11 protein-coding genes are annotated in these 12,849 nt (G+C 69.1%); 7 read left to right on the top strand and 4 right to left on the bottom strand.

The window, feature by feature from the left end; translation table 11 throughout:
* The first annotated feature begins 130 nt into the window (after positions 1-130).
* Positions 131-658, top strand: coding sequence for a single-stranded DNA-binding protein (locus tag WBG06_RS06135; protein ID WP_336735672.1), 528 nt, complete (start codon positions 131-133; stop codon positions 656-658).
* Between the two features lie 58 nt (positions 659-716).
* The gene (gene ettA, locus WBG06_RS06130; RefSeq protein WP_336735671.1) at positions 717-2,399 is read left to right on the top strand and encodes an energy-dependent translational throttle protein EttA; all 1,683 of its coding nucleotides are present in this window, start codon (positions 717-719) and stop codon (positions 2,397-2,399) included.
* A 110-nt stretch (positions 2,400-2,509) separates the two neighbouring features.
* Here the strand turns inward: ettA and WBG06_RS06125 are convergent, their stop codons facing one another.
* Positions 2,510-3,811 carry an MFS transporter gene (locus WBG06_RS06125; protein ID WP_336735670.1) on the bottom strand — a complete coding sequence of 434 codons (1,302 nt, stop codon included), beginning with the start codon at positions 3,809-3,811 and terminating at the stop codon, positions 2,510-2,512.
* Positions 3,812-4,089: 278 nt separating this feature from the next.
* Here WBG06_RS06125 and WBG06_RS06120 point away from each other — a divergent pair, with 278 nt between their 5' ends.
* Entirely contained in the window at positions 4,090-4,512 is a 423-nt protein-coding gene (locus tag WBG06_RS06120; protein WP_336736923.1) for a MarR family winged helix-turn-helix transcriptional regulator, read from the top strand.
* Between the two features lie 76 nt (positions 4,513-4,588).
* Here WBG06_RS06120 and WBG06_RS06115 read toward each other — a convergent pair whose 3' ends face one another.
* Complete coding sequence (locus WBG06_RS06115) at positions 4,589-5,803, bottom strand: acetyl-CoA C-acetyltransferase (protein ID WP_008363437.1); 1,215 nt, start codon at positions 5,801-5,803, stop codon at positions 4,589-4,591.
* A 136-nt stretch (positions 5,804-5,939) separates the two neighbouring features.
* Between WBG06_RS06115 and WBG06_RS06110 the strand changes: the two genes are divergently transcribed.
* Positions 5,940-6,770, top strand: a complete 831-nt coding sequence (locus WBG06_RS06110; protein ID WP_336735669.1) for an acyl-CoA thioesterase — start codon at positions 5,940-5,942, stop codon at positions 6,768-6,770.
* 8 nt (positions 6,771-6,778) lie between these two features.
* Here WBG06_RS06110 and WBG06_RS06105 read toward each other — a convergent pair whose 3' ends face one another.
* Positions 6,779-7,351 (bottom strand): hypothetical protein, encoded by a 573-nt coding sequence (locus WBG06_RS06105; RefSeq protein WP_336735668.1) that lies wholly within the window; start codon positions 7,349-7,351, stop codon positions 6,779-6,781.
* Between the two features lie 115 nt (positions 7,352-7,466).
* Positions 7,467-8,618: a magnesium/cobalt transporter CorA gene (gene corA, locus WBG06_RS06100; protein WP_336735667.1), complete on the bottom strand. Its 1,152-nt coding sequence runs from the start codon at positions 8,616-8,618 to the stop codon at positions 7,467-7,469.
* A gap of 345 nt (positions 8,619-8,963) precedes the next feature.
* Between corA and WBG06_RS06095 the strand changes: the two genes are divergently transcribed.
* The 3 genes from WBG06_RS06095 to kdpB are packed head-to-tail and all read left to right on the top strand — an operon-like array spanning position 8,964 to position 12,846.
* Positions 8,964-9,116 (top strand): hypothetical protein, encoded by a 153-nt coding sequence (locus WBG06_RS06095; RefSeq protein WP_336735666.1) that lies wholly within the window; start codon positions 8,964-8,966, stop codon positions 9,114-9,116.
* Positions 9,113-10,777, top strand: a complete 1,665-nt coding sequence (kdpA, locus tag WBG06_RS06090; RefSeq protein WP_336735665.1) for a potassium-transporting ATPase subunit KdpA — start codon at positions 9,113-9,115, stop codon at positions 10,775-10,777. The genes WBG06_RS06095 and kdpA overlap by 4 nt, the downstream gene beginning before the upstream one ends.
* Positions 10,774-12,846 (top strand): potassium-transporting ATPase subunit KdpB, encoded by a 2,073-nt coding sequence (kdpB, locus tag WBG06_RS06085; protein WP_336735664.1) that lies wholly within the window; start codon positions 10,774-10,776, stop codon positions 12,844-12,846. Before kdpA ends, kdpB begins: the two co-directional genes overlap by 4 nt.
* The last annotated feature ends 3 nt before the right edge of the window (positions 12,847-12,849 follow it).

Raw genomic sequence — 12,849 nt, 5'->3', positions numbered from 1 at the left:
TGTCCACAGGGACGGTTCGATCCGGGGTTGTCCACAGGCAGGCGTACGTCGCCGGAAACTGTCGGTGGTCGAGCGCAGGGTTGTCTCCGAGGCCCGCACCGAGCGGGCGCGAACAGCTGAGGAGACAACGATGAACGAATCGACCATCACCCTGCGCGGCAACGTCGGTGCCGATCCTGTCGTGCGGACCGTCGGTGACGCGTCGGTGGTGAACTTCCGGATGGCGTGCACGCCGCGCAAGCTCAACCGGTCGACCGGGGAGTGGAGCGACGGCGTGACGCAGTGGTTCTCGGTGAGCGCCTGGCGCCAGCTGGGCGAGAATGTCGGGCGCTCGTTGCGCAAGGGCGATCCCGTGGTCGTCCACGGGCGGCTGACCGCCCGGAGCTACGTCAACAAGGACGGGCTCGAGGTGAACACGTTCGAGGTCGAGGCGAACGCCGTCGGCCATGACCTCAGCCGCGGCATGAGCAGCTTCTCGCGCAGCCCGCGGTCGCTGGCCGCGGCCGCCGCTCCGGCGCGCGAGCCTCTCGACGGCGACGCCGAGCGCGACCCGCTCGCCGACTGGCGGGCTCCCGGGGCAGATCCGTGGGACCAGAAGCCCACGACGCCGGACGATGGCGAATCGGCCGAGGAGGTGGACGCCTCCGTGGCGGCGTGAGGTGAGCCGGGGTGCGCCGGTTGTACCGGCGTGCCTCTCCCTCATTAGGGTGGGCCCCATGGCCGACTACATCCTCTCCCTGCGCAATGTGCGCAAGGCCCACGGCGACAAGGTCGTCCTCGACAATGTCACCCTCTCGTTCCTGCACGGTGCCAAGATCGGCGTCGTCGGCCCGAACGGCATGGGTAAGTCCTCGCTGCTCAAGCTGATGGCCGGGCTCGACCACCCCAACAACGGCGACATCGTCCGCGACCAGGACGCGACGGTCGGGATGCTCCAGCAGGAGCCGCCGCTGACCGAGGGCAAGACCGTCCTCGAGAACGTCGAGGAGGCGGTCGGCGAGATCAAGTCGAAGATGAAGCGCCTCGAGGACGCCTACATGGAGATGGGCGACCCCGACGCCGACCAGGACGCCCTGATGGCCGAGACGGGTGAGCTGCAGACCTACCTGGACAACATCAACGCCTGGGACATCGACTCCAAGCTGGAGCAGGCGATGGACGCGCTGCGCTGCCCTCCGGGCGACGCGATCGTCGACAACCTCTCCGGTGGTGAGCGTCGCCGGGTCGCGCTGTGCAAACTACTCCTGCAGGAGCCCGACCTGCTGCTGCTCGACGAGCCCACCAACCACCTCGACGCCGAGTCGGTGCAGTGGCTGGAGGGTCACCTCAAGTCCTACAAGGGTGCCGTCCTGGCCGTCACCCACGACCGCTACTTCCTCGACAACGTTGCCGAGTGGATCGCCGAGGTCGACCGCGGCTCGATCCACGGCTACGAGGGCAACTACTCCACCTACCTCGAGACCAAGAAGGACCGTCTCAAGGTCGAGGGCCTCAAGGACGCCAAGCGCGCCAAGATGCTCGAGAAGGAGCTGGAGTGGGTCCGCTCCAACGCCAAGGCCCGCCAGACCAAGTCGAAGTCGCGTCTGGCCCGCTACGAGGAGCTCGCCGCCGAGGCCGACAAGGCCCGCAAGATCGACACCGCCGACATCAACATCCCGCCGGGCCCGCGCCTGGGCGACGTGGTGATGGAGGCCAAGGGTCTGACCAAGGGCTTCGAGGGCCGCACGCTGTGGGACGACATCTCCTTCTCGCTCCCGCGCGCCGGCATCGTCGGCATCGTCGGCCCCAACGGTGTCGGCAAGACCACGCTGTTCCGGATGATCACCGGCTCGGAGCAGCCCGACGCGGGTGAGCTCAACGTCGGCCAGACGGTGAAGATCTCCTACGTCGACCAGAGCCGTGGCGGCATCGACCCCAACAAGAACGTCTGGGAGGTCGTCTCCGACGGCCTCGACTTCATCAAGGTCGCCAACTTCGAGATGAACTCGCGGGCCTACGTCGCCTCCTTCGGCTTCAAGGGTCCCGACCAGCAGAAGAAGGCCGGCGTGCTGTCCGGCGGTGAGCGCAACCGCCTCAACCTCGCGCTCACGCTCAAGCAGGGCGGCAACATGCTGCTCCTCGACGAGCCGACCAACGACCTCGACGTCGAGACGCTGTCCTCGCTGGAGGACGCGCTGCTCGACTTCCCGGGCTGCGCCGTGGTCACCTCCCACGACCGCTGGTTCCTCGACCGCATCGCCACTCACATCCTCGCGTGGGAAGGCACCGAGGAGAAGGAGGGCGAGTGGTTCTGGTTCGAGGGCAACTTCGAGTCCTACGAGGCCAACAAGATCGAGCGACTCGGCCAGGAGGCTGCTCGCCCCCACCGCGTCACCCACCGTCGCCTCACCCGCGACTGACCACTTCGCGCCGAGTCGGCGCGTCTTGACCAGATCTCTCGCCGAGTCGGCCCGTCATGACGGGCCGACTCGGCGAGGTTTTACGCCAAGACGAGCCGACTCGGCGCGGGTCAGGCGTTGGTCTGGGCCGACTCGGGGAGCAGCGGGGGTCGCTGGCCGTTCACGGCCGGGGTGACGCGGCGCTCGAGCTGGATCGAGCCGGCGGCGATCCCGATGCAGCCGAACACCATCAACGCGATGAACAGCGTCGAGTGGCCGTGCTCGAGCAGGAACCCGGCCAGAACAGGGCCGATGATGGCGCCGGTCTGGAACGAGGCCGAGTTGATCGCGTTGTAGCGACCGCGCAGGTGGTCCGGGGCCATGTCGTTGGTCAGGGCGGGGTAGGCGGTCTGCATCAGGGTCTCGCCGAGCGCGAAGAAGACGCCCTGGAAGGCGACCACGCCGACGATGGCGGCGACGGAGCCCGGCACCAGCCCGGTGGCTCCGAAGACCACCCAGGCCAGGGCCCAGATCACGGCGGTGGCGATCAGCACCCGTGTGCGTCGGCGCCCGCTGACCTTGTTCATCACCCAGAACTGGGCGAGCACGATCACCGCGCAGTTCAGCACGAACGCGAACCCGACGACCCGAGTGGAGACCTCGGCGATCTGACGCGAGTAGGCCGGGAAGCCGCTCTCGATCTGGCCGTAGCCGAGGGTCGAGAGCAGGACCCCGACCACCACCAGCCAGATCACCTCGGGGCGCCGCAGGATCGTGGCGTACGAGGCGGAGGCGTGGGGCTCGTCAGCCGTGGGTCGCGCCGCGCGGCCGTGCAGATGACGCAGCGGGCCGAGCATGACGAGGGCCGGGATCGTGAAGGTGGCGGCGTTGCCGAGGAAGGCGTAGGTGAAGGTCTCGGGGCGGCTCACGTCGACGAAGAGGCCGCCGATGACGCCGCCGACGCCGATGCCGAGGTTGATCAGAGCGAAGTTCACCCCGTAGTAGCGCTGCCGGAGCTCGCCCTCGACCACGGTCGCGACCAGGGCGTTGGCGGCCGGCCAGGACACCCCGGCCTGGACGCCCAGCAGGCACAGCGCAGCGCCGGCGAGGACCGGGGTGTCGGCGAAGGCGAGCATGATGTTGCCGGCGATCGCGCAGACCAGCCCGCCGAGGATCACCGGGCGGGCTCCGTACCTGTCGATCAGGCTGCCCGCCGGGCCGGTGACCACGAAGCCGACGATGGCGATCAGACCCATCAAGGTGCCGGCGAGGCCCAGGTCGAAGCCGCGTACCTCATGCAGGTAGATGATCGTGAAGGGCAGCGTCATGCCGCGACCGAGGAGCTGGATCGCGACCGTCGACAGGAGCCAGCGGCCCTCGCGTGGGAGTGCGGCTATGAAGTCACGGAGGCCGAGGGCGGGGGGAGTCGACACGGCACAATCTTCGCTCTTTACCCAGGAAGGTGGCGAATTGTTTCTCCGTCGGTGGCCGCCGAATCGCGGGCTAAGGTCCCGCCCGCCCTCATTCGATGGTCCCGGGTGTTTCAGGACTGTCGTCCCGGGCGCAGATCGAGCCCCCGCTGGCGAATTCGTCGTCGTTTATGGGTGCCAGTGCGTGGAACTGCCCGTGGACAGGACTAACGTAATGCCCCGTGGGTGATGATCAGACGCGGTGGTTGGACGAAGATCAGCAGCGCTCGTGGCGTGCGCTGATGATGGGGATGACCCTTCTCGAGGACCGCCTGGACGCCGATCTGCGCGCGCGTTTCGACATCTCGCTCCCTGAGTACGAGATCCTCGTACGTCTCTCCGAGAACGACGGCGCCATGCGGATGGCGCAGCTCGCCGACTCGCTGGCGCACTCGCGCTCCCGGGTCACCCACACGATCACCCGGATGCAGCGGGCCGGGCTCGTCGATCGCCGCAACTCGGCCGAGGACGGCCGCGGTGTCGTCGCCGCGCTCAGCGACCGTGGTCTCGAGCTGCTGCGGGAAGCCGCGGTCGTTCACGTGAACGGCGTACGCGACTATCTCGTCGACCTGGTCAGCCCGGAGGACTTCGCTGCCCTGGGACGGGTGATGAACGCCGTCTCCGACCACCTCATCAGCGACCGCCCCGGCATCGAGATGCGCTGAACCCGCCGAGTCGGCCCGTCAAGACGGGCCGACTCGGCGGGTTCTGAGGTCGGTTCGCGCCGACTCGGCGGGTGTGTCAGATGCGCTCGAGGATCATCGCCATGCCCTGGCCGCCGCCGACGCACATGGTGATCAGACCGGTGGTCTTGTCGTGCCAGTCGAGGCTGTTGAGCATGGTGTTCTGCAGACGGGCGCCGGTCATGCCGAAGGGGTGGCCGACGGCGATGGCGCCACCGTTGATGTTGAGGCGGTCGATGTCGATGCCGAGGTCCTGGTAGGACGGGATCACCTGGGCCGCGAAGGCCTCGTTGATCTCGACCAGGTCGATGTCGCCGATCGACATGCCGGCGTACTTGAGGGCGTTGCGGGTCGCCTCGACCGGGCCGAGACCCATGATCTCGGGAGAGAGGCCGGAGACGCCGGTGGACACGATCCGCGCCAGCGGCGTGACGCCGAGCTCAGCGGCCTTGGTGTCGGACATGACCACGACGGCAGCGGCGCCGTCGTTGAGGGCGCAGCAGTTGCCGGCGGTGACGGTGCCGTCCTCGCGGAAGACCGGCTTGAGGCCGGAGATGGCCTCCAGGGTCACGCCCGCGCGGGGGCCGTCGTCGGCCGAGACGACCGTGCCGTCCGGGGTCGTGACGGGGGTGATCTCGCGGGCCCAGAAGCCGTCGGCGATGGCCTTCTCGGCGAGGTTCTGGGAGCGTACGCCGAACTCGTCCATCTCCTGGCGGGAGATGCCGCGCGAGGTGGCGAGGTTCTCCGCGGTCTGGCCCATCGCGATGTAGACGTCGGGCAGCAGGCCGTCCTCGCGCGGGTCGTGCCACTTCTCGTTGGAGGCGGCGGTCGCGGCGGTGCGCGACTGGGCGTCGTCGAAGAGGTGGTTGACGGTGTCGGGGAGGTGGTCGGAGGTGCCCTTGACGAAGCGCGAGACGGTCTCGACGCCGGCCGAGACGATGATGTCGGCCTCGCCGGCCTTGATCGCGTGCAGCGCCATCCGCGAGGTCTGCACCGAGGAGGAGCAGTAGCGGGTGATGGTCGCGCCGGGCACCTTGTCCCAGCCGTTCAGCACGGAGACCACGCGGCCCATGTTGTTGCCGGACTCGCCGCCGGGCAGGCCACAGCCCAGGAGCAGGTCGTCGATGTCGTTGGGGTCCAGACCCTCGACCTTACCGACGGCTTCCTTGGTGATGAGCGCGGCAAGGTCGTCGGGACGGAAGTCCTTCAGAGATCCCTTGTTGGCTCGCCCGATCGGAGTGCGGGCGGCGGCGACGATGACTGCCTCAGGCATGAAGACTCCCGGTTACTGATGAGTAATTAGAACTGTGGTCGACACCATACTCGCCCGGACAGCCTCTGGTCGCCAGGCCCAGTGCCCAAGATGATCTGGAAGGATCGGCCATGTGCGCCACCTCTACGAATGTCCTATGCGTTGGGCCGACCTCGACATGCTCGGCCACGTCAACAACGTCGTCTACGTCGACTACCTCCAAGAGGCGCGCGTGGACATGCTGCGCACGCACGCCCGGAGCCCGCAGACCCAGGGGCTGGCCGAGGGTGTCGTGGTGGTCAGCCACCAGGTCACGTACGTCGCGCCGCTGCTCTTCGACTTCACGCCGGTCTACGTCGAGTCGTGGGTGACCGACATCCGGGCGGCGAGCTTCACGATGGCCTACGAGATCTTCCGCGACCGGCCCGACGGCACCCGCAAGGTCTTCCTGCGGGCGACCACGGTCCTGGCACCGTACGTCTTCACCACCGAGTCGCCGCGCCGGCTCAGGCCGGAGGAGAAGGCCAACCTCGAGCCCTACCTCGAGAAGACTCCCTCGAAGCCGCTCGCGCTGGGCGAGCCGAAGCGGCTCGAGGACGGCCACTTCCCGCTCTTCGTCCGCTTCTCCGACGTCGATGCCTACGGTCACGTGAACAACGTGAAGTACTTCGAGTACTTCCAGGAGTCGCGCCTGGCGCTGATGAAGCGGCTCCGGTCCCACAACGACCTCCAGGACTGGCCCTCCGTCGTGGTCGCCCAGACCGACGTCACCTACCACGCGCCGGTGCTCGCCCGAGCGGAGCCGTACGACGTGTGGAGCTATGTCTCCCGGCTGGGCACCAAGTCGATGACGATCGAGTCCGAGATCGCCGACGGCGACGTCCGGCTCGCCCGTGGGCAGGTCACCCTGGTCTTCTACGACCTGGAGTCCGGTACGTCAGTCGAGCCCAGCCCGCAGGTCCGCGCGGCTGTCGAGAGCGTGCTGTAGGGCTCGGCTCAGTCGCGCCGGTCGCAGCTGTCGCGACGGTCGTAGCGGTAGTCGTAGCGATCGTCGCGGTGCTCGCGCCGGCAGTCGTCGCCGTCGCGGTCGAACTCGCTGTCGCCGTAGTGGTCGCCTTCGTCCCCGGCGATCCACTCCCAGCCGTCGCGGGTCATCGTGAAGCCCGGCATGGTCGGAACCTGACCGGAGTCGGCGGGCTTCTTGGCGTTGCGGGTCTTCCGGGCGCTCAGCGTCGCGCCGTCGGCCGGCTTCCCGGCCCGCGGCTTCCCCTGGGCTGAGGTGGGCGGCGCGAGCAGGTCGCTGGAGATGAGCTGGGTGGCGTCCGAGGCGTCCGAGGCATCCGGGGGCGGCGGCAGGGTGCCGACCGAGGTGTCCTCGGCTGCGTCGATGGGCTGGGGCGGTCCGGTCGGCCCGTCTCCAAGCCGGCTCGATGGCCCTGCCGCCTGCTGCGCCGACCGGTCAGCCGAGTCGGGTCCCAGCCACGATGAGCCGGCGATGAGCAGTGCCACCGCGACGACAGCGCCGAGAGCGATCCCCGATCCGGCGATGACCCGCTGAAATGCCCGCATGCGTCCTCCGAGAGCGCTCTGGTGCACAAATTGTTCTGCTTGAGCCCAGTAGCCTCCCAGTGCGTACGTCGGTTGTCGAGAAACGGGACCTTTGTCAGCGTTTCTCGACCCGCTCTCAGATCCAGTTGCGGCGGCGGAAGAGGATGTAGAGCACGACGTTGACGGTCAGCATGAGCCCGAGCGCCATGAAGTAGCCGTAGCGCCACTGCAGCTCGGGCATGAAGTCGAAGTTCATCCCGTAGACGGTGCCGACCAGGGTGGGCGCGAACAGGATCGCGGCCCAGCCGGAGATCTTCTTGACCTCGTCGTTCTGCTGCACGCTGAGCTCGCTGAGCGCCTTCATCTCCTCGTTCTGCTGCTGGGCGACGAGGGTGGCGTTGACGGTGAGGATGTCGCGCAGCAGGTTGCGGAACTCGTCGATCTGCTCGACCGTGCCGATCACGTGGTCCTCGACGTCGCGCAGGTAGCGCTGGAGCTCCTCGTCGGTGCGGTACTTGTCGAAGCCGGCGGCCAGGGAGCGTACGACGCCCAGCAGCGGGCGGGTCGCCCGCTGGAACTCCACCACCTCGCGGGAGAGCTCGTAGATGCGGCGCGAGACCTGGGTGTCGCCGCGGAACATCTCGGTCTCGATCTCGTCGATGTCGTTGGCGAGTCCGGCCACGACCGGCGCGTAGCCGTCGACGACGCGGTCGAGGATGGCGTACAGCACCGCCTCCGGGCCGAGGCGGAGCAGGTCGGGGTTGCTCTCCATCCGGCGGCGTACGGGGGAGAGGTCGGGCTGCGCGCCGTGGCGCACCGTGAGCACGAAGTCCGGGCCGACGAAGAGGTGCAGCTCGCCGAAGTCGATGTTCTCGGTCTCGTCGACGTACCAGGCCGCCCGCAGCACCACGAACAGGGTGTCGTCGTAGCGCTCGATCTTCGGCCGCTGGTGGGCGAGGATGGCGTCCTCCACGGCCAGCTCGTGCAGGCCGAACTCGTCGGCCAGCGAGGCCAGCTCGTGCTGGTTGGGCTGGTAGAGGCCGATCCAGGCCATCGCGTCGTCGTGCTCGTGGAGCGAGCGGTAGGTCTCGGCCAGCGTCGTGGGCGAGTCGACGCGGTCGCCGCCGACGTAGACGGCGCTGTCGATCATGCTGCCGCGCGTCAACGGTGTCGGCATCGAGGACCGACCGCCTCCGCCGTGCGACGAGGTCGTCGGCGGGATCTTCGGCGGGTCGGAGCGGCGCTGCCTGGTGAGGGCGCGCAGGGACTTGAACGGGCGCTCGGACATGGGTGGCCTCCTGGATGCTGCGAGCGAGCGGGACGGCGACGCGCAGACGCGTCGCGCCGGCCCGGGCACGTTCTCCAGATGGCCGGACCGGTCAGGGCGAGGTGGTACTCGGAGGTTGACCGTCCATTCCGGCCACCTCCTCTCGTCCTCGCTCGCGGGGCTTCAGCCCGGATGCTGTTCCTGCGGAGCCACCTCCGCACCAGGACAGGTTATGCCGTGCGGACGCGGCGTGAGAACTTTCCGAGGCATCAAGAAAACGTCAAGGTCGACCGGTGCCGCCGGCGTCGGCATCAGGGATCCGTCAAGGCCGGCAGAACCCGCCGGATCCGGGTCTGGAATGGAGGCGTGCCAGACCTCATCTACCTCCTCCTCACGCTCGCATGCTTCGCCGGGCTCGCCCTGCTGGTCGGTCTGATCGACCGCCGGCTGGGCGCAGCCGAGGCCACCGCGGACGTGCATGTCCCCCACGACGACAGGGTCTCCGGAGCCGCGCGATGAGCGCCACGCTCGCGGCGGTGCTGCAGATCCTGGCCCTGGTCGCGGCGCTGGCGCTCAGCGTTCCGCTCCTGGGCCGCCACCTCGCCCACATCTACACCAGCCCTCGGCACCTGCGCGCCGAGACCGCGGCCTACCGAGCGCTCCGGGTCGATCCCGATGCCGACCAGCACTGGCGGTCCTACGCGATGTCGGCGCTGGGCTTCTCGTTGGCCGGGATCCTGTTCCTCTTCGCCTTCGGCCGGCTGCAGCACCTGCTGCCGCTCGACGGCGGGTTCGACCCGCTGCCCAGCGACGGGGCGTGGAACACCGCGGTCTCGTTCGTGACCAACACCAACTGGCAGTGGTATTCCGGCGAGGCGGCCACCGGCCACCTCCTCCAGATGGCCGGTCTGGCGGTGCAGAACTTCGTCTCCGCCGCGGTCGGCCTCTCCGTCGCGGCCGCCTTCGCCCGCGGGCTGGCCCGCACACGCCGCCAGGGACGGATCGGAAACTTCTGGGTCGACCTGGTGCGTACGACGCTCCGGGTGCTCCTGCCGGTCGCGTTCGTCGTGGCGATCGTGCTGGTCGCGGCCGGGGCGGTGCAGAACCTGCACCCGGTGCACGAGATGACCACGCTGACCGGCGGCGGCCAGGCCCTCACCGGTGGCCCGGTCGCCAGCCAGGAGGCCATCAAGGAGCTCGGCACCAACGGTGGCGGGTTCTACAACGTCAACTCGGCCCACCCCTTCGAGAACCCCAACCCGTTCACCAACCTGCTCGAGATCTGGGCGATCCTCGTGCTGCCGTTCTCGATGGCCTGGGCCTTCGGGCTGATCGTCGATGACAAGCGCCAGGGCGGCGCGGTCCTGGCCACGATGGGCACGCTCCTCACCGTCGGCGTGACCCTGCTGACCTGGGCGGAGATGGCCGGACCCGGCACCGCCCCGCAGTTGGCCGGAGCCGCGATGGAGGGCAAGGAGACCCGCTTCGGCGAGGCCGCCACCGCGCTCTTCGCTGCGGCCACCACGGGCACCTCGACGGGTGCCGTCAACGGCATGCACGAGAGCCTGACCGCCCCCGGCGGCGGTGTCGCGCTGTTCGGGATGATGCTCGGCGAGATCGCGCCGGGCGGTGTCGGGTCCGGTCTCTACGGCATGCTCATGCTCGCCGTGGTCACGGTCTTCCTGTGCGGCCTGATGGTGGGACGTACGCCTGAATACCTGGGCAAGAAGATCAGCCGCGACGAGATGGTCCTGGTGGCCGGTTACATCCTGACCACCCCGATCCTGGTGCTCATCGGCGCGGCGATCGCGCTGAGCGTCCCGGCGGGGCTGGCGGGTCTCTCGACGGACGGTCCGCACGGCCTCTCCGAGGCGTTGTACGCGGTGACGAGCGCCGCCAACAACAACGGTTCTGCCTTCGCCGGGATCACCTCCGGCACCCCGTTCTGGAACACCCTGCTCGGGCTGCTGATGCTGCTGGGCCGGTTCGTGCCGATGGTCGTCGTGCTCGCCCTGGCGGGCCGGTTCGCCGCCGCCGGCCGGCTGCAGGACAACGCCGGCACCCTGCCCACCCACCGCCCGCTCTTCGTAGGCCTGCTGACCGGCGTCGCGCTGGTCGTGGTCGGCCTGACCTTCGTCCCGGCTCTCATGCTGGGCCCGATCGTGGAGTCCCTGTCATGACACAGACCCCTGTACGTACCCCAGATGAGCACGCCGAGCACCCCGCCACCGTCGAGGCGTCTCCGTCGGTGCTCACCACCAAGCAGATCGCCCAGGCGTTCCCGGGTGCGCTGCGCAAGCTCGATCCCCGCACGCTGGTCGCTACCCCCGTCATGCTGGTGGTCGAGATCGGCGCGGCCGCCACGACCATCCTGTCGATCCTCGACCCGTCGGTGATGGGCTGGCTGGTCACCGGGTGGCTGTGGCTCACCGTCGTCTTCGGCGCGTTGGCGGAGTCGGTCGCCGAAGGGCGCGGCAAGGCGCAGGCGGCCTCGCTCCGTGCGCTGCAGACCGAGACCACCGCGCGACGCCTGCGCGGCGGTGCCGGAGGGGCCGAGGAGCTCGTCGCCTCCACCGACCTGCGCACGGGTGACGTGGTCGTGGTCGAGGCCGGCGAGCGGATCCCGGGCGACGGCGACGTCATCGACGGCGTCGCCAGCGTCGATGAGTCGGCCGTGACCGGCGAGTCGGCTCCGGTGATCCGCGAGTCCGGTGGCGACCGGTCGGCGGTCACCGGCGGCACCCTGGTCCTCTCGGACCGGATCGTCGTCCGGATCACCTCCGACCCGGGCCACTCCTTCGTGGACCGGATGATCGCCCTGGTCGAGGGTTCGGAGCGGCAGCGTACGCCGAACGAGATCGCGCTCAACGTGCTCCTGACCAGCCTGACCGTCATCTTCGTCGTCGTCTGCGGGAGCCTCTACTACCTGGCCGGCTACTCCGGCGCCCACCAGTCCTGGCTGGTCCTGACCGCGCTGCTGGTCTGCCTGATCCCCACCACGATCGGCGCCCTGCTGAGCGCGATCGGCATCGCCGGCATGGACCGCCTCGTCCGCCGCAACGTCCTGGCGATGTCGGGGCGGGCCGTCGAGGCGGCCGGCGACGTCGACGTGCTCCTCCTCGACAAGACCGGCACGATCACGTACGGCAACCGGCAGGCCCACGAGATCGTCCCGGTCACCGGGGTCACCCTGATCGGCGCCGAGAACGCCGCGGTCCTGGCCAGTCTCTCCGATCAGACCCCCGAGGGCCGCAGCATCCTCACCCTCGTGGGCCGTTCCATGGGTGGGCCGGCGGAGGCCACGATGGTCGAGTTCTCGGCCATGACCCGGATGTCCGGCCTGGACAGCCCCGGCCTGAGCGTACGCAAGGGGGCGGCCTCCGCGGTGGCGGCCTGGGTCGAGGAGCACGGCGGTCAGGTGCCGCCGGAGACGGCGGAGATCGTCTCGGAGATCGCCGAGGGCGGTGGCACGCCGCTCGTGGTCGCCGAGAAGCGCACCAGCGACCCGGCACGGGTGCTGGGCGTCGTGCATCTCAAGGACGTCGTCAAGGACGGCATCCGCGAACGGTTCGACGAGCTGCGCGCGATGGGCATCAAGACGGTGATGATCACCGGCGACAACGCCGCCACCGCGGCCGCGATCGCCCAGGAGGCGGGCGTCGACGACGTCCTCGCCGAGGCGACCCCGGAGGACAAGCTCGCCCTGATCCGGCGCGAGCAACGCGGCGGCCGGATGGTCGCGATGTGCGGCGACGGCACCAACGACGCGCCGGCGCTCGCCCAGGCCGACGTCGGCGTCGCCATGAACACCGGGACGACCGCGGCCAAGGAGGCCGGCAACATGGTCGACCTCGACTCCGACCCGACCAAGCTCATCGACGTGGTCGAGGTCGGCAAGCAGCTGCTGATCACCCGGGGTGCGTTGACCACCTTCTCGGTGGCCAACGACGTCGCGAAGTACTTCGCGATCCTGCCGGCGATGTTCGTGACGGCCTTCCCGGCGTTGGACGTCCTCAACATCATGCGCCTGTCCTCGCCGGAGTCGGCCATCGTCTCCGCGGTCGTCTTCAACGCCCTGATCATCGTCGCGCTGATCCCGCTGGCGCTGCGCGGCGTCCGCTACCGGCCGTCCTCGGCCTCGGCGCTGCTGCGCCGCAACCTCCTGCTCTACGGCGTCGGCGGCCTGATCGTGCCGTTCGTCGGCATCAAGCTGCTCGACGTCGCCATCTCTCTCATCCCAGGACTGTGAGGA

This window comes from Nocardioides sp. CCNWLW239 (assembly GCF_037137035.1).
Lineage (GTDB): Bacteria > Actinomycetota > Actinomycetes > Propionibacteriales > Nocardioidaceae > Nocardioides.
Note: the sequence above shows the minus strand (reverse complement) of the source record. Positions and strands in the feature narration are given on the sequence as shown.